Source organism: Paenibacillus chondroitinus NBRC 15376 (genome assembly GCF_004000765.1).
In the GTDB taxonomy this organism is placed as follows: Bacteria; Bacillota; Bacilli; order Paenibacillales; family NBRC-103111; genus Paenibacillus_E; species Paenibacillus_E chondroitinus.
In genome coordinates this window covers 39901-63055 of sequence record NZ_BILW01000005.1, presented here as the reverse complement: position 1 = coordinate 63055, position 23155 = coordinate 39901, and the positions used below count along the sequence as shown (strand labels likewise).

Sequence of the window (23155 nt, the reverse complement as noted above, 5' to 3'; positions counted from 1 at the left end):
GTGTCCTCCTAAAAGTTTTGCCTTGGCAAAACTGTCTTCGTAAGCGTAATCTTTCAAGCATCTATAAATCAAAATTAAAGTCGACGAGTTTCTCCGCTATTTCATTGAACGACTGTTCCGATTCATTGGCATAGCTTTCCCAAATTTGCTTACTCCAAATCTCTACTCGGTTGGAAACACCGATAACGACGCAATCTTTTTCAAGCTTGGCGTGGTCGACGAGATTGCCTGGAATATTTGCCCGACCTTGTTTATCAAGGTCGCATTCGGTTGCGCCCGAGAAGAAAAAGCGGGTGAATGCACGTGCATCTGATTTCATCAGCGGCAATGCCTTCAGTTTTTGTTCGAGAATGGCCCACTCGGAGCGAGGATACACGAACAAGCACTGATCTAGACCGCGAGTGATTACGAAGGATTCGCCAAGGGCTTCACGAAACTTGGCCGGAATGATCATTCGGCCTTTTTCGTCTATGCTATGTTGATATTCCCCCATGAACATAGCATGGCGTCCCCCTTTCCCTCCACTTCGTACCACTTTTCACCACTTTTTAATGTTAATTCGCCAATAACGCAACAAATCCTGCTTTTTGAGCAGGATTTGCGAAAAAATTTTCATTTTTGGGTCTATTCTGCGTCTATTGTTCCTTGTTTCTCATCTTCAAGTGAGTTTAAAGAAGCATTTTGCTCTTTGAGCTGATTTCGCATCGCGGCCAATTGCTTGTTTCTTTTGCGCCTGTATACCCAAATCGGAATACCGATCAACAGTGCAATTACAAGGATTGGGAACGCGGCCGCCAGGAAAACAAGGATCCCTTGCAGTACAGCTACTAGTACATTTAGGCTAGAGTTCCATGCTTTCTGGATCCGGTCGTTTAAGCTAAGTTGGCCCGGATCCGAGAGGAACGGCTTCTTATCCGTTTGTTGGTACATCCGAATTTCAATCGTGGAATAAGCGACATTTTGATCCAAATACCTCATTCGGCCTTTGATCTGTTCGATAGCCTCTTGCACTTTCGAAAGCTCATTCGAGAAGGCCAGCAAATCATCCGTCTTTGAAGCTTTTTCCATAAATCCAAGCAATCTTGTTTCAACCAGCTGTTTGGCTTTCAAACGCGAGCTGAGATCAACGTATTCTTCCGTTACATCCTGCCCTTGCACATTCCTTTGCAGAGACGGACTAATCTTCTCCAAGCTGTCCAACAAAGAAACAAAGCCATTGGCCGCTACTTTGATGGTATACGTGCCGCCTCTCTCTCCTGTATTAGCGTTCTCCGAGAACTGCAGGATATATGCTCCACTCAAAGTCACAAGGTCTCTAAGCGCTGCTTGAGCCTTTCCGTAGTCTTCAACGGGCATAACCAAATTAGCCCGGTAAATCAGCTTACGATTAAATCCCGCCGCTTCATCGCTGCCCAATGCCGGCATGACAGTCATCGTCGCATCTTTGCCATCGGCCGGCGCTTGAGCCGTCCCTGACTCCGCCGCTTTGAGGTCACTCGCCGCCTGCGTCTGAGCGGCAGGAGACGCGGCCTTTTGACTCTCGGCACGTAGCTCTTCTTTCGCCATTGCTCCGCTGCTTGAACTCATTTTTTGCTCTGAAGACGATGCGGCATCATTTTTGGATGAACTGCATCCAGCCACTAGGCTGCTAATCAGCATACACACAGCAAGCAGCAATGAAACCTTTTGACCCCACTTTTTGACCCCCATCTTGCCATCCCCTCCCTACCAAATATAGGTTATACACCCTATAAACGGGCAACGAACAAAAAATGTTGCAAAATTTTTACAAATAAAAAAAACCTCTCAGACCACATAAAAGCGGTCCAAAAGGTTCTCAAGTTCTTAATGCTCTGCCCAACTGTCAAGATAGAGCTTTTGCTCATCACTTAAGGAATCAATGCTTGTGCCAAGCGACTCCAATTTGAATCTGGCCACTTGCTCATCCAAGACGTAAGGCACGTTGACAACTGTTTTCCCTAGTTTGTTATACTCGTCGTTCACATATTTGAGAGACATCGCTTGCAGCGCAAACGTCATATCCATGATCTCAGCCGGGTGTCCGTCACCTGCCGCCAGGTTCACAAGGCGACCTTCAGCCAATACATAGATCTTACGGCCATCCGCCAGTTGATATTCTTCAATGTTGCGACGAACCGTACGTTTGGATACGGATTGTGCTTCAAGCTCAGGTTTGTTGACTTCCACGTCGAAATGGCCTGCATTCGAAAGAATAGCGCCATCCTTCATCACTTTATAGTGTTCGCCGCGGATAACATCCTTGTTGCCCGTTACCGTTACGAAGAAATCACCTAATTTCGCCGCTTCAATCATCGGCATTACCGCAAAACCGTCCATGTAAGCTTCAACGCCTTTGATCGCGTCAATTTCTGTTACGATTACATTAGCGCCAAGCCCTTTGGCACGCATCGCAACACCTTTACCGCACCAGCCGTAGCCGACAACAACAACTGTTTTACCCGCAACAACCAAGTTTGTTGTACGGTTAATACCGTCCCAAACGGATTGGCCTGTGCCATAGCGGTTGTCAAACAAGTATTTGCAGAAAGCATCATTCACAGCAACCATCGGGAATTCCAGTTTCCCTTCTTTTTCCATCGCTTTCAAACGAAGAATACCGGTTGTTGTTTCCTCCGCACCGCCGCGGACTTGAGCAGCAAGATCTTTACGCTCGGAGTGAAGAATGGATACCAGATCCCCTCCGTCGTCAATGATTAGATCAGGCTTCGTTTCTAGCGCCTTAATCAGTAATTCCTTATACTCTTCCGGGCTAGGGTTGTATTTCGCGAATACCGTAATGCCATCCTCAACAAGCGCAGCACATACATCATCTTGTGTAGAAAGAGGATTACTGCCTGTAATCGTAACTTCCGCACCGCCTGCTTTTACCACTTTAGCCAAATAAGCTGTTTTGGCTTCCAAGTGCAAAGAGATGGTTACTTTCAACCCTTTAAAAGGCTGCTCTTTTTCAAATTGCTCACGAATTCGGTTCAAAACAGGCATATGCGCCTGAACCCAATCAATTTTCAAATGGCCTTCAGGTGCCAATGCCATATCCGTAACAATACTTTTTTCAACAGTTGTCATGTATACTTCCTCCTACAAATAATAAACACGGTGCAAACCGTCCACAGGAATCGGCGTCTCGACAAGCGCACGCAGCCAATCATTCCCATATCGATTCATATAAACACACCCATTATACACTCTTTCTTGCGGCTTTGCTAACGGTATTATGGTTAGTCGAATGCGCTCTAGCTGTCTTAACGTCGCATCAAACTGTGTTTTGTACGCATCCGAAGCTTTATTTTGCAGGAATTCTATCTGTTCTAAAATCTTCGTCAAGTTCGTATCTCCGAGCTTTTTAATGCCTGGATTAATCGCGGCCAGTGATTCAACAAGAGGCGCATAGCTGGTCTCAAAATCGGTTTTCACCTTATCAAAACGCTCGCCTAGCCGCATTGTATCTTGCGCATCCAGCCAATCCTGTTTCTTTTGCTCAAAACGATGCAGAACATCCTCAAACGTAAAATCATATTTGTGCATCTGCTTCTGAACGGTGCCTTCAATTAAGGTAAACTCCAAACGCGGCACAACAATCGGCATTTTCATTCCAAACTGCTCAAACCCTTGCTTCGTGAGCGCCCAATAGGCAATTTCACCGGCGCCTAACACGCTGGCCAACACAGGGAACAGAAACTCCTGCATAAGCGGTCTGGACATCACGTTGTTGCTCAACTGCTCCGGGCTCGTTACCGCCAGATCATGCAGCTGTTCTTTCGTGAAGCGATATTCCTTTTTCTTATCTGTGAAATATTCACCTTCACGATGTAGAAGCAATCGATGCCCTCCTGCATAAACGAAAAGGTTAGCCGCATCCTCAGCAATGTCCGCTTGACTGCTGTAACCCGCCCGCTGCACATCCTCTTGACTCTTCATCAGAGATGCAGCAAAAGCTTCATTCTGCAAAACAAGCTGTTCGAACATCTCCGTTTCTATCGCACGAAGAGCAGGCTCATCGGAATCAATCAGCACAAGTCCGTATTCACCAAACAAAACGGCCATCCAACGGGCAAAAGCATCGGATAACGTGGCGCTGCCTTCCGTCGTGCTTTCTAATTTCGCCATCAAGGAGGCTTTGAACTCTGTATCCATCAAAGACTGATCCAAGGCCGCCAAAGCATTCTTCCACGCTTCAGGCTCCAGCGGAAGCTTGCTGACAGACGTGCGGTGCCCTGTTGGGTGATCCACCTTCATTTTGTCAATCTGCTGTGTATTGGACAGCACGTACATATGATTTGCTTCATCAAAATCATGGTCTTCGCCAGCGATCCAAAAGACAGGAACGACAGGACGATTTAATTTGGAGCTCCACTCCCGAGCGAGCTGAATAATCGTGATGGCTTTGTACAAAACAAGCAGCGAACCGCCAAACAGCCCTGCTTGCTGTCCTCCAACAACGGCAAGTGCCTCTTGGCTCGCTAGCGCGGCAATTTGATCCAAGGCAGCACCTGTATTACCAATTCGCTCGTTGTATGTTTTCAGCACTTCCACCAAGCGTCCGCGATCCGCCTTCCGTGCGGAATGCCCTTCGTCCAGCCACTTAACGCGAGACTGCCAATCTTCTTGATTTCCAAAATAATATGGAAATAATGGTGCAGCTTCTGCTGACTGTTGAATATAATCTTCAGCTAGCTTCTGACTCTTTTTCCAATGAAAAGTTTCCATTTGCATATGCGACTAGTGTCCCCTCTTCATACCAAATAAAACGACTATTCTTTGATTGTACACGGTAGGCATCCAATCGTCAAAACTGTATTTCAAATCATTACAATTGAATAGATGAATGCCAAAAAGCCGCCCCTTTCGGGACGGCAAATGAGTGCTTAGTACAAATGACAAGCTACGAAGTGATTCGGTTCCACTTCTTTGCTTGGCGGCATGGATTCCGCGCATTGCGGCATCGCTTGCGGACAACGCGTACGGAACGGACAACCACTAGGCGGGTTGAGCGGGCTTGGTACGTCGCCTTGAAGAATGATACGCTCGCGTGTACGCTCGATTTCCGGATCTGGAATCGGAATCGCTGAAAGCAGAGATTGCGTATACGGATGCAGCGGTTTCGCGTAAAGATCATCGGATGTTGTAACTTCAACCAAGTTACCAAGATACATAACTCCGATACGGTCAGAAATGTGCTTCACCATCGCCAAATCATGCGCGATAAACAAGTAAGTCAGGCCCATTTCCTTCTGTAATCTCTTAAACAAGTTGACAACCTGAGCTTGTACGGAAACGTCCAATGCCGAGATCGGCTCATCGGCAATAATGAATTTCGGCTCGATCGCAAGCGCGCGGGCAATCCCGATACGTTGACGTTGACCACCGGAGAACTCATGCGGGAAACGGTTCGCATGCTCATCATTCAGACCAACTGCGCGAAGCAGCTCCAAAACGCGTTCTTTGCGTTTCGCACCGCTGTACAATCCATGAATATCAATACCTTCGGCAATGATATTCCCAACGGTCATACGTGGGTTCAAAGATGCGTAAGGATCCTGGAATACCATTTGCATATTCCGGTTAAATTCTTTCAGCTTTTTGCCTTTCAGCTTATGGACATCTTCGCCGTCGAAAATAACTTCGCCTTCTGTCGCATCATAAAGCTTAATAATCGTTCTACCTGCCGTGGATTTACCACATCCGGATTCCCCTACGAGACCGAAAGTTTCACCGCGGTTGATTTCGATGGAAAAATTGTCAACGGCTTTCAACACTTTCCCGTTGCCAAGATTAAAATGCTTCTTCATATTGCGAATTTGCAGAATTGGTTTATTGGCATTAGACATGTTGATGACCTCCTACTCCAACAGGACGTTCAACTTTCGGCGCATCAGGATGCAACAGCCAGCAAGCAGAACTATGCGTCTCGGAAAGTGTAGTGTGTTCCGGATCTACTTCCAAGCATTGATTCATTGCATACGGACATCTAGCCGCAAATGCACAACCTTTTGGAGGTGCAAATAAATCTGGCGGCGTACCAGGAATCGGTACAAGTTCTTCATTCGCATTTGTATCCAAACGCGGTACGGAACGAAGCAAACCCCATGTATACGGATGCTGCGGATTGTAGAAAATCTCGTCCACAGTACCTTGCTCGATAATTTTGCCTGCGTACATAACCACGACACGCTGCGCCATGTCGGCTACAACACCGAGGTCATGCGTAATTAGAATAATAGATGAGTCCGTCTTCACGGAAATTGTTTTCATCAAATCGATGATTTGAGCTTGAATCGTAACATCCAGAGCCGTTGTTGGCTCATCCGCAATTAGAAGCTTAGGTGAACAAGCAAGCGCAATCGCGATCATGACACGTTGACGCATACCACCGGAGAGCTCATGCGGATATTGATGAATACGGCCTTCCGGCGAGTTGATTCCGACAAGCTTTAGAATCTCAATGGCTTTCTCGGTTGCCGCCTTCTTGCTTAATCCTTCATGCTTGATAAGACCTTCTGTAATTTGATCGCCGATTTTCATCGTCGGATTCAGGGAGGTCATCGGATCTTGGAAAATCATACCGATTTCGGATCCGCGAATTTTTTCCATTTGTTTGTTGGAAAGTTTGGTAATATCCGTTTTTCCGTCAAACATGATAGAGCCGCTTTTTATATAACTAGGCGGAGTAGGAATTAAACGCATGAGCGTTTGTGCCGTAACGGATTTACCGCAACCGGATTCACCTACAATCGCCAACACTTCACCTTTTTTCAAAGAAAAAGATACGCCGCGAACAGCTTGAACTTCCCCCGCATACGTACGGAAAGAAACTCGCAAATCTTTCACTTCAAGCAAATTGTCTTTGGTGCTCATCATTATTCACCCCTTCTTACTTGCGCATTTTTGGATCCAGCGCATCACGAAGCCCATCGCCGAGCAAATTGAAGCTTAACAAAATCAAGCTGAAAATGATTGTCGGGAAAATGAGGCGATGCGGATATAACCGAATATAGTTGGCGCCGTCAGACAACAAGTTACCCAGCGATGCCAGCGGCGGCTTCACGCCAAGACCGATAAAGCTTAAGAATGCTTCCGTAAAAATCGCTGATGGAACAACGAATGTAATTTGTACGATGATGATCCCAAGCGCATTCGGAATCAAGCTGCGCAAAATGATTCTCATTGGCGATGCGCCAAGTGTGCGAGAAGCAAGTACGAATTCTTGTTCTTTGAGCGTCAGCATTTGACCGCGTACCAGACGAGCCATTGGAACCCAGCCAGTTATCGCCATCGCCAAAATAATAGATGGAATACCTGAACCAATTACCATGATAAGCAGGATCGCAATCAACAAGAATGGAATCGCATATACGATTTCAATCGCACGCTGCATCACTTCATCCACTTTTCCGCCGTAATAAGCGGAAATACCACCATAGATAACACCGACAACTAAGTCAATCAACGCGGCCACAATCCCGATGAATAACGAGATTCGAGTTCCCCACCATACACGAGTCCATACATCACGGCCAAAGTCGTCTGTACCGAACCAATGTTGGGCGTTTGGCCCGAGATTTTTTATTTTAAGATCTTGCGTCTGATAATCGTAGCTTGAAACAAATGGAACGATAATCGCCAATACGATTAAAGCAACCAATATAATTAAGCCAGCCATGGCCAGTCTATTTTTCTTAAGTCGTCTCCAAGCGTCCTGCCAATAATTAAGCGAAGGTCTTACGATTCTTTCGCCAGTTAATGTTTCTTTTGCAACGGGAGCAAACTTGTAGCTAGTCTCTGTTGCATTATTCGGAGTTTGCATGTATTATTTCCCGCCTTTCCCAAGACGAATTCTAGGGTCTACAAAACCATACACAATGTCGGTGATAAAGATAACCAAAATAAGGATAGCTGAATAGAAAATCGTTAACCCAGAAATCATGGTGTAATCGTTGGAATAAACCGAAGAAACGAAGTGTTTACCCAAACCTGGTACTGAGAAAATTTGCTCAACAACAAGGGTACCTGTAATAACGTTTACAAATATTGGGCCGATAATCGTGATAACCGGTAATATCGCATTTCGAATTGTATGCCTTACAACAACCGTAAAGTTGGATAAACCTTTGGATTTAGCTGTTTTAATGTAATCTTGGTTAAGAACGTCTAACATCGAAGTACGCATCAAACGAGCCAGAATGGCAATAGTTCCGAATGAGAGTGCGATCGCCGGCAAAACACGATAGCTAGGCCCTTTCCACAAACCCGCTGGAAGAATTCCCCACTTAACACCGACATAATATGAAAGCAGAGGACCTAGAACAAAGGATGGGATAGAAACACCAAGAATCGCGATAAACATAGCTGTGTAATCGCCTGCTTTGTTATGCTTAAGCGCCGCAATAATCCCTAGTGTAAGACCAACAATAATCGCAATAGCGATTGAGATCAAACCAAGTTCCAATGAAGATGGGAACGCTTGTTTGATAATATCTGTAACTTTGTGTGCAGGGAATTGAAAGGAAGCTCCTAGATCGCCATGGATGATATTGTTCAAGAAAGTCAAATACTGTTCCCATAACGGCTTATCTAGTCCGTATTGCTTCAGCAGCATATCTCTCGTAGCTTTAGGAATCTTTTCAGCGCCTTCTCCTAGTGGATTCCCTGGCAAGTTTTTCATCAATACGAATGTAAATGATGCGATCAGCCATAACGTGATAAGCGCATATAAGAAACGGCGAAGAATGAACTTGACCATATTGCTCCTCCTTAAATAATTTACAGCTAAGAAATTTAGAAGAGGCCGCTCCCACGAGGTGCGAACGGCCCCTTCCTTTTGATACAAATCTTATATTTCAATTATTACTTAACAGAAGCCCATTTCAATTCCCACTCTTGACCGAAGGATGGAAGAATCAAACCATCGATATTCGTTTTTTTCAAGTAAGCGCGAGTACGGAAGTAAAGTGGTGCTACACCTTGATCGTCCATAAGGATTTTCTCAGCATCGATTAGGTTTTTAGCACGTTTGGACGGATCCACTTCTGCTTGAGCTGCTTTAACTAGTTTGTCATACTCAGGGTTGCTGTAATCACCTTCGTCAAACTCTCCGCCAGTTACCCACATATCCAAGAATGTCATTGGATCGTTGTAGTCAGCGCCCCATAGGGATAGAACGATGTCGAAGTCATGTTTGGAAGACAATTCGATACGCAGTGCGTGTGGAACAGGGTTCGCTTCTGCTTCGTATCCAAGGTTTTGTTTCCATTGTGCAAGGATGAACTCAAGTGATTTTTTAGCAGTTTCAGTATCATCTGCATTCACTTTCATTTTTGGAAGAGCTGTTAAACCAGCTTCTTTCAAACCTTCAGCAAGCAATTGTTTTGCTTTAGCTGCATCGAACTTCGGTTGTGTGTCGCCAGCAGATTTACGGAAGTCGCCGCCTGCACCGTCGGAAGTACCACCAGGTACAAGACCTGTTGAAGGTACGGAACCGTTAGCAAGTACTGTATCAACGTAAGCTTGACGGTCGATTGCCATTCCTAACGCTTGACGGATCTTTTTGTTAGCCAAGGCTGGCACTTTTTTGGTTTGGTACATCAAGTAGGAGTTAGTCAACTCTGGTTTAGGCAGGTTGTCCGGCTTACCAGCGTAAAGTTTCAATTGATCGCGGTTGATTTCAGTCAAATCAGCTGCGTCAGTTTCATACAGGTTAAGACCAGTGTTGGAATCTTTTACAATGTTAATTGTTGCTTTTGTAATTTTTACGTTAGCAGCATCCCAGTACTTCTCGTTTTTAACAAGTTCAAGTGTTTGGCCATGATCCCATTTGCTAAGGATGAATGGACCTGCGCCGATAACCTTATCAGCTTCTGCGCCGTATTTATCGCCAGCTTTTGTTACGAAATCTTCACGTTGTGGCAAGAAAGTTCCGAACGCAAGCATTTGTGTAAAGAAAGTAACTGGTTTCTCAAGCGTGATTTCTAGTTGTTTGTCGCTGATCGCTTTTACACCAAGAGCATCTTGAGCTTTTTTAACTTCTTCAGGCGTTTTAGCTTTAGTAACAGCTTCTCCACCTTTAATCCAAGCTACTACGAAACTATATTGCCCTTTTGTAGCAGGATCTAATGTACGTTTGAAGGAATAAACGAAATCTTGTGCTTTAACCGGTTGACCATCCGACCAGTTCGCGTTGTCACGAATGTCGATTGTGTAAGTCAAGCCGTCAGGAGAGATTTTCGGGAAATCTTTAGCAAGACCAGCAACGGCTTTGCCGTCTTTGTCAGTACGGTAAAGACCTTCGTTAAATGCGCTGATAAATGTAAAAGCGCCATTTGCAGTTGCCTTGGAGCTATCCATAATTGGCGGCTCAGCTGTGAAGTTAATTTTAATTTCTTGCGGTTTGTTGGAAGCTGGTGCTGCAGTACCTTTCGTATCTCCGGACGGGGATGCGGAAGGAGTTCCCTCATTCTTCGCGCAACCAATCGCTACGCTGCCCATAAGTGTTAATGCTACTGCTGTTGTAACCCACTTTGTCGCTTTCATAAAACGCCTCCTCTAAAATTATGTATGTCTAGAATATCTATGGTTAGGTGCATTTGATAGTTTTATTAACATCAACCTCACACCTCAGACCCGAAAATAAGTGAAACCGCTTCAGACATGTCATAATATATTACGTGAATCTCTGGTAAAAAAATTTACTAGACTCTACGCAAGTAATTATAACATATAACCACGCTTTGTCCAGACTTAATTTACCTTAGTAAGAATAAATGTTAGAAACATTGGAATTTATAGTGTCTTCCGGTTTCTAATTATACAACCATCGGTCAATAAAATCTACACGATTTTCATTGTTATTTTCTACAAATCTCAAATAAATATTACAAAGAAAAGCAGAAAAGTCTCTTTTTTCGTGCAATTTCAACAAAAGAGACTTTGTTTTATGTCGAAAAAATGTAATTTTTGCCAATATGGACGAAAAAAAGCAAAATGTAAAGCATCGAAAGCCCTAAAAAGCTAAGCCTCCAAACCACTCTGCTTACTTTAAGCAAGTCTGTTTTCCCTTTCAAATGCGTTTGATAACCGCCAATAATGCCAAAAGCAATCAGCAGAACAAGCGCGATCATCCAGAAGCCAAAATTTGTATGAAACAATCGATTCCACATTAACGAAACCGAACCGAGGAGAAAAAAGGTCGTAACATCCATGGCCAGTCTAGTCGTCATTTTCTTATCACGAAGGAAGTAAAACACTAGAAACCATAATAAAACAAAAGTAATAAACGGTGCAACAGCCAGGACTGCATAAAGTGTGGAAATCCAATTCATCAATACATCCATCATCTTCAACCACCTATTTTATTCTAGTGCTTTCACTAATCGGTACACCGTACGATGTGTAGGAAGTTCGAGTTTCAGTTCATCAGCCATCTGCAATAAACTTCCGTTTATTCGGTCTATTTCTGTGGGCCTGGACTGCTCGATGTCCTGTAGCATAGATGAATGGTTCCTACTTGTAGCCTCACAAACAGATATAATGGTTTGCCACAACGCATCAGGCAGTTTGATTTCTTTGGCCTCAGCCACGAAACAAGCCTCTCGGTAAAGGTCAAACATCAATTCCTTTGTCCAAGTTGAATCCAATAACTCCCCATTTTTCACATGCAAAATAGCTGTAAGAGGATTAATCACAGCATTAATAATCAATTTACTCCAAATTCTTACTTCCATGTTCTTCGACATCTCTGCCCGAAATCCTGCCTCTTGAAGCAAGTTCACTAACAAAAAGTGCGTAGATTTTTTATGATCAGGATCCGTGCAATTAGACGCACCTATGTAGGTTATGCCATGACCTGTGTGAGAGACTTCAGTTGGACTTTCGCGCCTAGCTCCCTCTGTCGTCACAGCAAGCAGCAGCTTATTTTCTCCGTCGTCTTCACTCAGATCAGCCTCATGTCCAATTCCGTTCTGGAAACTAACTAGATACGTAATCTCTGAGCGCCGAGAATATATATATTGCGCGAGTTCTTTCGTAATTGCAGGCTGCTTGACCATGAGAAATATATAATCATATGGGTGCACAGGAACGGTAGCATTAGCCACAGACTCCTTGTCTACTTCGTAATGACTAAATTCTATGAAACCGCCGCGAGTTGTCCTATGGCGCTCGGTCGTTCCGCCTAGCATTATGCCTTCTTGAGCAAGCTGATCAGCTTGTTCTTTCGTTCGTGCAATTACGGTCAAATGATCACACAAAGCCGACAGCTTGGCAGCAAATAAAAGACCTAACGAGCCTGCTCCAATTATCATAATTCGCATTCTAGTTTCCTCCACTCATCGCATTCGTCATCATTATACAACAAAAAAGCCTCAGTCCAAGGATTCACCTTGATCTGAAGCTTTACTTTCAACTGGAGCAGCAGACTGGTTTACTCTACTCTCTCTAAATTGCCGTTCGCATCCATTTTGAAACGCGGCTTCTCTTCTTCCTCTTCTTCCACCAAAAAGGCCATCTTCCGCGCACGGTCCATAATTTGAATCAGCGCCTTGTAATCATCATTGACAACCCGATAATCTGTTTCGACTTCGTTCACTTGTTTATTGAGCTTATTATTTTCTCTGCCCAGTCTATCTAGTTCGTCTTCCTTGTCCTGCAGTTCTTTTTCCAAGTTTTTAATATGACGATTCATATCTTGATACGTATTTCTCCATTGTCTCAAGAACCTGATCACGGCATCAATAGATAACGTTTCTTCTGTAAAAGCTTCCGTTTTGCCCGATGACAGTTCCGGAGCATCCAATAATCCAATGGAAGATGATCCAGAAATGGTTACAGCCGCATGTTTCTTAAGCTGCGTCCTTTTTTGACGTTGAGCTTTCGCAATTTGGATGGCTGCCTCGTATTTTTTTCTTACAAAGCTGTTCCATCGAAATCCGCATGCTGCCGCCGTACGTCCAATTCGCTCCCCAACTTCTTCAAACGCAGATAATTGCGTACTTCCCTCTCTAATGTGACGCAAAGTCACTTCCGCTAAGATCAAATCGTCTTCATCGCTCCAAGCATCTTGTCTTATAGCCGACATAAGGTTAAACCTCCTAACATAATGTACAGATGCAACGAACCGAAAGAGGTGAACCCATGATTCAGCGGGCCATCTTTCAGTATGAATAAAAAAGAATCAATTCGTGAGTACCCGTGTATAAATTGATTCGTGCCATTATTACTATTTCTATGCCCGTACTAGAGTTCATAGAATCTATTTGATACTAAATGGTATTGCCAAATTTTTTGACACTCATACATGGGATTCGGATAAAAAGACATACTACATCTATATGATGAAATGTTTGCAATTTCGTCACCGTTTGACGGTTTACACTGTTCAGTTCAAAAGGTATAATGTGTTGTAGTTAAAGTGCAACGTGGTACGAGAGGGGGATGTAACGAGAATGGATCGCATGTTTCGGGTTCTAGGTTTTTGGACACTTGTTATCGCACTGATGAGTTTAGCAGGCGATATGATACCTATGTCTCTGATTTTCTTTTTCCAAACAGCTGTATTCGTCATTCTAGGCTATATGCGCTTGTCAGAACGAACTTACATATTGTTGTTCTGGGGATATATGATTATTTCCTTCAGTGGGTTTACGTACTGGTCATTTTTCAAAATGTCCATCTAGTACAAGGACAACAACAAACAAAAAGGTGAGCCGATGGTTGTCCATCGGTTCACCTTTTTTCATTTCGCGGCAATTAACACCTTGAACAGTTCGCTCATTTGATCACTTAGGAGCAATTGCCTTATAGCCCTGTTGCGCTTAGAAACTTCACTAAAGGGATTGGGATCGTAATGATTTTGCAATTTTTCCAAAATACCACGCTCCACCAGAAAATCTCTCTGCGTCAGAAGTCGGCAATTGGCAAAACCGTTCTGTCGGGCGGCCGCTTCCACTGCACTAAAGTTTACATGGGAAGTTAGATCCTGTTCGCCTTGGTAGATCCACGGATTCTCGTGCGCTTGATGCTTCCGGTAACACATTAAGGTGCCCAAGTGCCTGTGAGCCGCGAACAACTCTTCTTCGGTGTCGCCATAGTCAATAATAAGACAACTGCCGCTAGTCATCCGTTTGGAAATTCGTGATATCCATGCTTCGCTCTCAAGATTAAGCTCACCGATTTGGCCATCTAACCAATGAACCTTTAGGCGGTCTATGGTGTCTAATAGAGGCTTGGACTTAATAGGCAGCCAAATTTCACTAAAAGTCCGATCCAGCTCCTGCCACGTGACATAAGATTCTTCATAAGTTCCGTCTGCATGTCGGATTCGATGGACCGGAAAAGCATCCAACAGTTCATTTGCCAAAATAAACATATTCGCTTGAGGTTCCTCGTCCAACCATTCCTGCTCACTTGTGAACCGAAGAAGCTGTGCGTGCATATTCAGAGCAGTGCGCTGAAGTCCACGGTGAAAAGCACTAGTTTCAATGATTGTATAAGTTACGCGTTCGTAAACTGACGGCGCACTTCTTTTTAATTCATCCAAGAGATGCAGGGCCATGCGACCGTTTCCCCCGCCCCACTCAACGACATGCAGCGGTACCGAATCGAGAAGTTCCCGTCTTTGAAGCTCATCTCCAATAAAAGAGGCTATCATTTCCCCCATCACAGATCCGATGGAAGAACTGGTATAAAAATCGCCTTCTTTTCCGATTTTGAGGCTCTCATTTCGATAATACCCGTAAGGTTCGCTATAGAGGCATAGCTCCATATAGTCTTGGAACGAAATCGCCTGGTTTTCTGAGGAATGTATGGCGTGAATGATCGTTGAAACCAATTCCGGATGTCCGAGCTTAAGATCCAATTGAAGCCACCTCCATTTCTTTACTTAAAGACAAAGCAGCAGGAAACCATTATAATGAATAAGGATCATGGAAGGAGAGACAAAACACGCATGTCAAAGAAGTGGATAACCCTTACAGCGGTAACAGCCATCAGCTTGCTATCGTTGACAGCTTGTACAGACAATACAAAAGTAAAAGAAGCATTGGAACAATCTCTCAATAAACAAAAGGAAATGAAGTCTTACACCTTTGAAGGAAGCACAACACTCGCCATCAGTGATGCTTTATTGAAAACATCCAACCCTTTGACGAATAGCCTTTTATCTTTGGTCAAAGACAGCACGATAGATTGGAAAGGAATCAGCAATGTAGAACCTCTCCAATTTCAAACGGATTTGAAAATTACCCCTAAGGGCTCTACGTCACCTTTCGAGATACCAATTCTCATTAAAGATAGCAAAATGTATTTTAATATGCCAGCATTAAATAAGACGGCTGACGAGTATTATGCGATTGATTTGCAGCAAATGAGTCAAAACAGCAAGAGTCCTTTAACGTTGGATACGCTGAAGAACACTTCTCAGCTCTCCACTTCATTAAGCAATCTAGTATTTAGCGGCATTGATCCAAAATGGTACAAAGAAGCCAAGGAGCCTGTCAAGTTAAAGGACGGATCGTCGGCCAAGTCTATCACTGTTGAGCTCACCAGCAAAAATGAAAAAGACATTAATACCGTATTTCAAACTAAACTGCCTGAGTTTATCGGGACACTTCAAAATAACGGCTTTATTCCGGCCGACAAAGCGGAACAGTTAAAGAAATCACAGTCTGGTGCCATCCAGCTGAAAGCTCCAAGCAAAATGGTCGTCGCGATTGACGACAGCGGTTTTATCCGGGACCAATCCATCGATGTTGTGTTTCAAATGACTGTGGACGGCAAGCCCCAAGAGAACCATATCGTCGTTCACCAAACGTACGACGCGATCAACCAAGCAACTGCTTTAACGAAGGATGTACCGAAGAATGTCAAAAGTTTTGATGAGATTCTGAAGCTAATAGCACCTGTTAAGAAATAAGAATCCTATAGGAAATACTTACTTCGTCCCCTGAGGTAAGTATTTTTTTGTGCTTCAATTAATAGAAATATGATAATCTGTTCATAGGGGGAGAATGCGTTCAATGAGATATAAATGCCTATCAATCATGATGTCCATCCTGCTGATGATGCAGCTTACGCTTCCGCTCCATCCTGCATTTGCCAAAGAAAATAAGACAGCAGTCGACGAAGCCAAGGAACTCGTCCAGAAAGGACTTACCATTTTTGAAATCGATAAAGAAGTAAACCGGCTTAATGAACAAGACGCCAAAATCGTCCTGCAAATCAAGCAAAATGAACAAGATATCACGAAGCAAAACAGTCATGTTGACAGCACACGCAAACACGCCGGCAATGTGATGAGGGCTTATTACACTGGAGATCGAGATTCGATTTGGATGCTGCTCTTTTCCGTTCATTCTTTCGCCGATGCCTTGCGGATGTTCGAGTATTTACAAATGATCATATCCAATGATCACCGTGCATTAGCCGCCTTTACAGATTCGTTCAATAAATTGAAAAGCTTACAAAAAGATCTGGAAACATCCCGTACCGACCTGCAAAAGACGAAAGATACCTATCTTGAACAGCGGGAAAGGCTCGTCAAACTCCAAGATGAATTGGACAAACAACTTGCTGTCAGCGCTCAAGCGGGGGTCATCCAGGAACAAATAAAGAGTTTAAACGATCAATGGAAATCAGAAGGCATCCCTTTGTTCCGCGAGTATTTGAAAAATCTGTCCGCGGCGTTTCGGGAGCTTCCGCAATATGTAACGAAAGAAAGTAAATTTATGGACTTATCTTCCATCAAAAATCCAGTCATTACGATCAGCGATACGGATTTCAACGCCTATCTGCACGGCAAAAATGAGTCGCTGCAAAATTTGAATTTTCAATTTACCGACGGTTCTATTATTGCCAAAGGCCAGAAGGGTCAAATTCAGATGACCATCGAAGGCCGGTTCTTGTTGAAGGAAAATCCCGACATGAATGAAGTACGGTTTGTTGTGGATAAGCTTGAATTCAACGGCTTTCAGCTGCCTGATACGACAATTGAAGATTTTTCGAAGGAATTCCAACTTGGCTTCATCCCCAAAAAAATCGTCAGTTACCTGGATGTCGTCAGTGTAGAAACGAAAAACGGCACCGCAGTTGTGAAACTCAAATTATCCCTGTAAACTAGCTATGGATAATTAAATAAAGCGAGGATGTAGCATGGAAGCAAAAATTGGACTTTTAATGGATGTACCTGATGGCAAGCTGGTTGATTTCTATACGCAAATTGAAAAAGCTCTGGCAGGCAAAGCAAATATCTTCGATCAAGACAACGAAATGATCATTGTCAGCTCGGAGGCCGAGAAATTCGCCGTTATCGAGGTGATGGCGGGACTCAACGTTAATACGGATCAAATGAAATTGCTGCTGCTGCCATCAGATGCTGAATTAACGGATCTTTTCAGCGATTATGGATTTACTAGCGAAGGGGAAAACAACTACTTGTACGAGAAGCTGGTCGTCTCCTTCCGATTTACAGAAGACAGCAAGGAAGCAGATGTTGATCAAGCCTCGTTGCAAATCGAAGAACATCTCCTTGCGCTTTACAAGGATCATGGGCGTGATATTTACGTTGTCGATCGTCAGCTCGAAGAGCTGATGCAAGGTATCGCCAAAGCTTATCGATGCCGCATCGAAATGCTTGCTTAACACACAAATAAACCCCTCTTTCCCAGATCACCTGGGAGGAGGGGTTTATTTGTGTTAGAGTAAATCAGCCGCTAACTGCGCTAGATGCGAACGTTCGCCTCGCTCCAGCGTAATATGACCGCTGATGCCTTCTTGCTTGAATCGTTCGACCACATAAGTTAATCCGTTGCTGGAAGCATCCAAATAAGGATGATCAATTTGATCCGGATCTCCTAATAGAACGATTTTACTGCCTTCACCCACACGGGACACGATTGTTTTGATCTCGTGTTTGGATAAGTTTTGCGCCTCATCGATAATGATGAACTGTCCCGGGATGGAACGCCCACGAATGTAAGTGAGCGCTTCGACTTGAATGCTGCCGAGACCAGCCAGTACCTTCTCAATATCTCCGGGTTTCTTCGTATCAAACAAATACTCCAAATTATCATAGATCGGCTGCATCCATGGCCGCAGCTTCTCTTCTTTTTCACCAGGCAGATAACCAATATCCTTGCCCATAGGAACAACTGGTCGAGCAATAAGCAGCTTTTTGTATTTGCGGTCATCTTCAATTTTCATGAGACCCGCAGCAAGCGTCAATAGCGTCTTACCAGTTCCCGCTTTCCCAGTCAGGGTGACGAGCGGGATATCGTCATTGAGCAAAAGCTCAAGAGCCATGCGCTGCTGCGCGTTTCGCGCGGCAATTCCCCAGATGGGATCGTTACTCATAAAGAGCGGCTCAAGTTTTTTGGCATCTGTCGTCACTTTCAGCAGAGCGGATTTCGAAGAACCCAGCTCATCCCGTAAGATAACAAATTCATGCGGGTGAAGCATATAACCCAAATTCAATGATGTCACGGTTAAGAAGCGATATGAGTAAAATTCGTCAATCACAGACGGATGAACATATAAGGTGATGCAGCCGGTGTACATATCTGTTTGAGCTACGATGCGATCGGTTAAATAGTCTTGTGCAGGAATGCCCAGCACATCAGCTTTGATCCGCACCAGCGTATCTTTACTAACGATGATAACGGGTCTCGGAATATCATTCGCCTGCTCTTCCAGATGATAATTGAGGGCCACGGCAAGTATGCGGTTATCATTCGTTAATTCGGAGAAAGTATCCTGCAATTTCGCAAAACTTCGATGGTTAAGCTCCACTTTAATGCTTCCGCCTCGTTCAAGGCTAATACCGTCAGATAAGGTACCCTTTGTCCTTAATCCATCGAGTAATCGGGAGACATGTCTCGCATTTCGGCCTATTTCATCCGCATTTCGTTTCTTAGAATCGATTTCCTCCAACACCACGGCGGGTATGACTACTTCATTATCTTCGAACGCGAATAATGCATTAGGGTCCTGAAGCAGTACATTGGTATCTAACACGTAAATTTTTTTCATTGGTGTGTCCCCTCCCAGATTTGGCGTCAGATCATTGGTTATATTTCATACATACAACCTAGCTGTGCAGGACAAACTAAACGCGAGATTCAAGGAAAGGATCGATTCAAGTGAGACTATTGTGCGTATTATCGTTGGTACTGACCCTCGCGGTTGGCTGTAGTCAAGCGCCGAAAAGCGGTGCCCCCTCTCAAGATACAAATCAAAGACAGGTAAAGGTACAACAAATTGCTCCACAAAAGCTGGAGATCAAAGATTCTAAAGCTGTTGCGGAACGATTGGAAAGCCTAGCCACCAGTATCCCGCAGGTTGAAAGTGCGCATTGTGTTGTATTCGGCAATACCGCTGTCGTTGGCATCAACCTCAGAAAAGATATGGATCGTTCGAGAGTGGGCACCGTCAAATATTCGGTAGCGGAAGCTCTCAAAAAAGATCCCTATGGTGTGAATGCCATCGTAACAGCAGATCTTGATCTAGATCAACGGCTGCGCAACATTCGGGATAACGTAAGAGCAGGAAGGCCGATTACCGGGTTCGCTGAGCAAATGGCGGATATCATGGGCCGGGCTATGCCGCAACTGCCGCGTGATATACGCAATCCCCAAGACAATACAGGACCTAATGACGCGAACCAGGCCGGGAATCCAAATCCATAATTCGCGGAAAGATAACAAAAAGCCTGACTGCACATAGCAGATCTAGGCTTTTTTTATCGCATCAAAAACTTGGCCGGGTGGCTTGACAGATACTCGGCACGCAAAAGTTTTCTCATATTCAACTGTTGTCATCATTGGGGCGCGATCAATTAATTGCTCCGGTAAAGCTGTGATGTGTTCAGCCATATCGCTTGCGCCTCCTACTAGGTGGTTGAAAACGCTGCTTACACTAACAGTATAGCATAGCTGGTGGCAAGCGTTCCACCATTATGTATCTATTTTCAGGTCATGCGAACACTCCTTTTTAACCCAGATATACCTTATTGTACGTTGGATTAAAAAAGTTATGTCGCCAAAATTCCTGTCTATTGATTATTGTAAATAGGATTGGCATTAATATCATCCAATAGCTTCTCAGCGGATTCACGATCAAAGCTCTGTCTGCTCTTGACTCCTTCGCGTTCATAGGAAATGTGAATCTTCATTGGATCCGTTACGTCAACGAGTTCAATTTCGCTGACTCCATGATCCTCATGAAGTATCATTGCGAAAAAATCCAATGTTTCTTTGGCGGCCTCGTCGTTTGGTCTGGCTTCACTGACGACCTGCATCTGCAGCCAATTGAAAAAAGTATCTTGAAGATTCATCTTAATGCCCATCCTCTCTGAGTAAAATGACATCATAACCCGACTCCAACCAACGAAGCCATTGATTGATCCAATTGCTATGTACAGAATCCACATCACACTTCAAGGAAGAGACAAGCTCCAGAGCCTCTTTACGCGTAAGCAAACGGTCAAGAAAAGCTTCTGCACAATGCGAGAGATGAAAGGGCTTACCATCAAAGCTGATCGCCTCAAACTGCCCGAGATCCAGCTCTACAAATTCTGAGCCGCACAGCTCCTCGTCGTCGCTTAAGAGCAGACTGGATTTAAACATCGCAAGCAATCTGGGATGCTTCCCATTTGCCAATTCTCGGAGCGACTCCAACGCTTTCAGCGGCGTACAATGGATACGGTCTGCCCCAAGAACTAAAGGTGAATCATTCACAATTGGAGTTAGCCAGTATCTCGTCATTCCGGGCTGCTGCTCCCGCTTCTTTTTTCGATAAAATAACGTATCCGAACTAGAAACATGAGAGAAATCGCAACAGTCAAGCAAAGTACAATTGGCAGTCCTACCAGCTGAAAACCGAGTAACATGATGGACCCGATCGCCATAAGCAAGTAAACAACGGCTGTCTTAAGAACCGGTAATTTGCGAGTCCGAAAAACTTTGTTATACACGTAAGACATAAATATGAAGATTAACAAATAAGTGATGTAAATGTGATTTCCGAACCATTCATTCAACGCTGTCAATACCATACACTCCATTTCGCTTAAAAAGTAAAGTCAACTTATTGTATTATCGCTCAATTGCGCAAATAAATAAAGGGAAATGCCGCCGGAAGGCTGACATTTCCCCTATTAAGAACACATTGTGAACTAGACGTTAGCTTCAGCCACTTTACGTTGTTTCTCAGCACGTTCACGTTCGCTTTTGTTCAAGATCTTTTTACGGATACGAACGGATTTTGGCGTAATTTCGCAGTACTCATCATCGTTCAAATACTCAAGAGCTTGCTCCAAAGAGTATACGCGAGGAGTTTTCATTTTCACCGTTTCTTCTTTGTTCGCGGAACGGATGTTGTTTACCGCTTTTTCTTTACAAATATTCACGATGATGTCGTTGTCGCGTGTGTGCTCACCAACGATCATGCCTTCGTAAACTTCCGTTTGCGGGTGAACGAACAGGATACCGCGATCTTCTACGGAAAGAATACCGTACAGCGTGGAAACGCCTGTTTCACTGGATACAAGTACGCCTTCATGACGTCCGCCAACGTTGGCTCCTTGGTATGGACCGTAGCTGTCGAAAGCGTGGTTCATAATTCCATAACCACGAGTCAATGTTAGGAAATTCGTTCTGTAGCCGATCAAACCACGCGCTGGAATCAGGAACTCAAGGCGAACGTTGCCGCTGCCGTTGTTGATCATGTTAACCATTTCCGCTTTGCGTGAACCTAAGCTCTCCATAACGGAACCCATGCTGTCTTCTGGAACGTCGATGATCAAACGCTCGATCGGCTCCATTTTTTGACCTTCAACTTGACGAATGATAACTTCCGGTTTGGAAACTTGCAATTCAAAACCTTCACGACGCATGTTTTCGATCAAAATACCCAAGTGAAGCTCACCGCGGCCAGATACGATGAAAGCATCCGGGCTGTCTGTATCTTCAACGCGTAAACTTACATCTGTTTCAAGCTCTTTGTACAGACGCTCACGAATTTTACGGGAAGTAACCCATTTACCTTCACGACCTGCGAATGGCGAATTGTTCACGACAAATGTCATTTGCAGTGTAGGCTCATCGATTTTCAATACCGGCAAAGCTTCAGGGTTCGCTGGATCTGCTACTGTTTCGCCAATGTTGATATCTTTGATACCGGCAATGGCAATGATGTCCCCTGCAGCCGCTTCTTCAATCTCAATACGTTTCAAACCATTGAAGCCGAATAGCTTCTCGATTCTCGCTTGCTTTTGTCCGCCTTCACGAGTCATTACCGCAACGGTTTGGCCTTGACGAATTTTACCACGGTTTACACGGCCTACACCGATACGACCAAGGTATTCGTTGTAATCCATCAGTGTAACTAAGAATTGCAACGGTTGATCCACATCTTCTGTCGGAGAAGGAATGTGCGTAACGATCGTTTCATAAATAGCTTCCATGTTCTGATCTTGTTTATCAGGGTCAAGACTGGAAGTACCTTGCAACGCGGAAGCATATACTACGTGGAAATCAAGCTGCTCATCTGTCGCACCAAGCTCGATGAACAAGTCAAGAACTTCGTCCACAACTTCAGCTGGACGAGCATTCGGACGGTCAATCTTATTAACGACAACAACTGGCTTCAGGTTGCTTTCAAGGGCTTTACGAAGAACGAACTTTGTTTGCGGCATTGTACCTTCGAAGGCATCAACAACGAGCAAAACGCCGTCAACCATCTTCATGATACGTTCTACTTCACCGCCAAAGTCGGCGTGTCCAGGTGTATCTACGATATTAATAAGGTAATCTTTATAATTAATCGCTGTATTTTTTGCAAGAATGGTAATACCGCGTTCTCTTTCGAGATCGTTTGAGTCCATCGCTCTTTCTTGGACAGCTTCATTGTCACGGAATGTACCGGATTGTTGAAGTAACTTATCAACGAGTGTTGTTTTGCCGTGGTCAACGTGAGCGATAATTGCAATATTGCGGATCTTTTCTCTTGCTTGCATGAATGTCAAACCCTCTCTACCCTATAATTTTCGTCTCTGTTCATAAAACAAGCGTCGGACAAAAGCGCCGACGCTTGACATTTATGTTTATTATACGCAGTTTCTCGACATTAT

General features: G+C 44.2%; 24 protein-coding genes. 5 read left to right on the top strand and 19 right to left on the bottom strand.

Translation table 11 applies throughout. The features are described 5' to 3' along the window. Window positions 1–61 precede the first annotated feature (61 nt). The 12 genes from mraZ to PCH02S_RS08310 form a co-directional block, all read right to left on the bottom strand. Window positions 62–499, bottom strand: coding sequence for a division/cell wall cluster transcriptional repressor MraZ (gene mraZ / locus PCH02S_RS08365; RefSeq protein WP_127451955.1), 438 nt, complete (start codon window positions 497–499; stop codon window positions 62–64). A 125-nt stretch (window positions 500–624) separates the two neighbouring features. Continuing rightward, entirely contained in the window at window positions 625–1710 is a 1086-nt protein-coding gene (locus tag PCH02S_RS08360; protein WP_127451952.1) for a DUF4349 domain-containing protein, read from the bottom strand. Between the two features lie 135 nt (window positions 1711–1845). Next, window positions 1846–3108: an adenosylhomocysteinase gene (locus tag PCH02S_RS08355; protein ID WP_127451949.1), complete on the bottom strand. Its 1263-nt coding sequence runs from the start codon at window positions 3106–3108 to the stop codon at window positions 1846–1848. 12 nt (window positions 3109–3120) lie between these two features. Beyond that, complete coding sequence (gene bshC / locus PCH02S_RS08350; RefSeq protein WP_127451947.1) at window positions 3121–4755, bottom strand: bacillithiol biosynthesis cysteine-adding enzyme BshC; 1635 nt, start codon at window positions 4753–4755, stop codon at window positions 3121–3123. A gap of 152 nt (window positions 4756–4907) precedes the next feature. Beyond that, a complete protein-coding gene (locus PCH02S_RS08345) occupies window positions 4908–5870 on the bottom strand; it encodes an ABC transporter ATP-binding protein (RefSeq protein ID WP_127451944.1) in 963 nt (320 codons plus the stop codon). After that, window positions 5863–6900, bottom strand: coding sequence for an ABC transporter ATP-binding protein (locus PCH02S_RS08340; protein ID WP_127451941.1), 1038 nt, complete (start codon window positions 6898–6900; stop codon window positions 5863–5865). Before PCH02S_RS08340 ends, PCH02S_RS08345 begins: the two co-directional genes overlap by 8 nt. A gap of 13 nt (window positions 6901–6913) precedes the next feature. Then, window positions 6914–7846, bottom strand: coding sequence for an ABC transporter permease (locus PCH02S_RS08335; protein ID WP_127451938.1), 933 nt, complete (start codon window positions 7844–7846; stop codon window positions 6914–6916). A gap of 3 nt (window positions 7847–7849) precedes the next feature. Continuing rightward, window positions 7850–8782: an ABC transporter permease gene (locus tag PCH02S_RS08330; RefSeq protein WP_127451936.1), complete on the bottom strand. Its 933-nt coding sequence runs from the start codon at window positions 8780–8782 to the stop codon at window positions 7850–7852. Between the two features lie 104 nt (window positions 8783–8886). Continuing rightward, window positions 8887–10569: a peptide ABC transporter substrate-binding protein gene (locus PCH02S_RS08325; protein ID WP_127451933.1), complete on the bottom strand. Its 1683-nt coding sequence runs from the start codon at window positions 10567–10569 to the stop codon at window positions 8887–8889. A 401-nt stretch (window positions 10570–10970) separates the two neighbouring features. Then, window positions 10971–11372, bottom strand: a complete 402-nt coding sequence (locus tag PCH02S_RS08320; RefSeq protein WP_246068995.1) for a DUF3397 domain-containing protein — start codon at window positions 11370–11372, stop codon at window positions 10971–10973. Window positions 11373–11387: 15 nt separating this feature from the next. After that, a complete protein-coding gene (locus tag PCH02S_RS08315) occupies window positions 11388–12347 on the bottom strand; it encodes a ketopantoate reductase family protein (RefSeq protein WP_127451928.1) in 960 nt (319 codons plus the stop codon). A gap of 110 nt (window positions 12348–12457) precedes the next feature. Next, window positions 12458–13111 carry an RsfA family transcriptional regulator gene (locus tag PCH02S_RS08310; RefSeq protein ID WP_127451926.1) on the bottom strand — a complete coding sequence of 218 codons (654 nt, stop codon included), beginning with the start codon at window positions 13109–13111 and terminating at the stop codon, window positions 12458–12460. 367 nt (window positions 13112–13478) lie between these two features. Here PCH02S_RS08310 and PCH02S_RS08305 point away from each other — a divergent pair, with 367 nt between their 5' ends. Further along, window positions 13479–13709: a DUF2626 domain-containing protein gene (locus PCH02S_RS08305; protein ID WP_028558057.1), complete on the top strand. Its 231-nt coding sequence runs from the start codon at window positions 13479–13481 to the stop codon at window positions 13707–13709. 59 nt (window positions 13710–13768) lie between these two features. On the opposite strand, the gene PCH02S_RS08300 is transcribed toward PCH02S_RS08305, so the two are convergent. After that, window positions 13769–14890 (bottom strand): class I SAM-dependent methyltransferase, encoded by a 1122-nt coding sequence (locus PCH02S_RS08300; RefSeq protein WP_127451923.1) that lies wholly within the window; start codon window positions 14888–14890, stop codon window positions 13769–13771. A 90-nt stretch (window positions 14891–14980) separates the two neighbouring features. Here PCH02S_RS08300 and PCH02S_RS08295 point away from each other — a divergent pair, with 90 nt between their 5' ends. The 3 genes from PCH02S_RS08295 to PCH02S_RS08285 all read left to right on the top strand — a co-directional run bounded on the left by PCH02S_RS08295 (window position 14981) and on the right by PCH02S_RS08285 (window position 17670). Further along, window positions 14981–15946, top strand: a complete 966-nt coding sequence (locus PCH02S_RS08295) for a hypothetical protein (RefSeq protein ID WP_127451921.1) — start codon at window positions 14981–14983, stop codon at window positions 15944–15946. Window positions 15947–16049: 103 nt separating this feature from the next. After that, complete coding sequence (locus PCH02S_RS08290) at window positions 16050–17144, top strand: coiled-coil domain-containing protein (protein ID WP_127451919.1); 1095 nt, start codon at window positions 16050–16052, stop codon at window positions 17142–17144. 37 nt (window positions 17145–17181) lie between these two features. Then, window positions 17182–17670, top strand: coding sequence for a hypothetical protein (locus tag PCH02S_RS08285; protein ID WP_127451918.1), 489 nt, complete (start codon window positions 17182–17184; stop codon window positions 17668–17670). Window positions 17671–17724: 54 nt separating this feature from the next. Here the strand turns inward: PCH02S_RS08285 and PCH02S_RS08280 are convergent, their stop codons facing one another. Next, the gene (locus PCH02S_RS08280) at window positions 17725–19056 is read right to left on the bottom strand and encodes a PhoH family protein (protein WP_127451916.1); all 1332 of its coding nucleotides are present in this window, start codon (window positions 19054–19056) and stop codon (window positions 17725–17727) included. Window positions 19057–19166: 110 nt separating this feature from the next. Between PCH02S_RS08280 and PCH02S_RS08275 the strand changes: the two genes are divergently transcribed. Further along, window positions 19167–19712, top strand: a complete 546-nt coding sequence (locus PCH02S_RS08275; RefSeq protein WP_127451914.1) for a YhcN/YlaJ family sporulation lipoprotein — start codon at window positions 19167–19169, stop codon at window positions 19710–19712. A gap of 42 nt (window positions 19713–19754) precedes the next feature. Here the strand turns inward: PCH02S_RS08275 and PCH02S_RS35625 are convergent, their stop codons facing one another. The 5 genes from PCH02S_RS35625 to typA all read right to left on the bottom strand — a co-directional run bounded on the left by PCH02S_RS35625 (window position 19755) and on the right by typA (window position 23041). Next, window positions 19755–19898 carry a hypothetical protein gene (locus tag PCH02S_RS35625; protein WP_157321620.1) on the bottom strand — a complete coding sequence of 48 codons (144 nt, stop codon included), beginning with the start codon at window positions 19896–19898 and terminating at the stop codon, window positions 19755–19757. 179 nt (window positions 19899–20077) lie between these two features. Next, window positions 20078–20359 (bottom strand): hypothetical protein, encoded by a 282-nt coding sequence (locus PCH02S_RS08270; protein WP_127451913.1) that lies wholly within the window; start codon window positions 20357–20359, stop codon window positions 20078–20080. Between the two features lies 1 nt (window position 20360). Continuing rightward, window positions 20361–20789: a hypothetical protein gene (locus PCH02S_RS08265; RefSeq protein WP_127451911.1), complete on the bottom strand. Its 429-nt coding sequence runs from the start codon at window positions 20787–20789 to the stop codon at window positions 20361–20363. After that, complete coding sequence (locus tag PCH02S_RS08260; RefSeq protein ID WP_127452393.1) at window positions 20786–21064, bottom strand: YlaH-like family protein; 279 nt, start codon at window positions 21062–21064, stop codon at window positions 20786–20788. Before PCH02S_RS08260 ends, PCH02S_RS08265 begins: the two co-directional genes overlap by 4 nt. 135 nt (window positions 21065–21199) lie before the next feature. Then, window positions 21200–23041 (bottom strand): translational GTPase TypA, encoded by a 1842-nt coding sequence (gene typA, locus PCH02S_RS08255; protein WP_127451909.1) that lies wholly within the window; start codon window positions 23039–23041, stop codon window positions 21200–21202. Window positions 23042–23155: the final 114 nt, after the last annotated feature.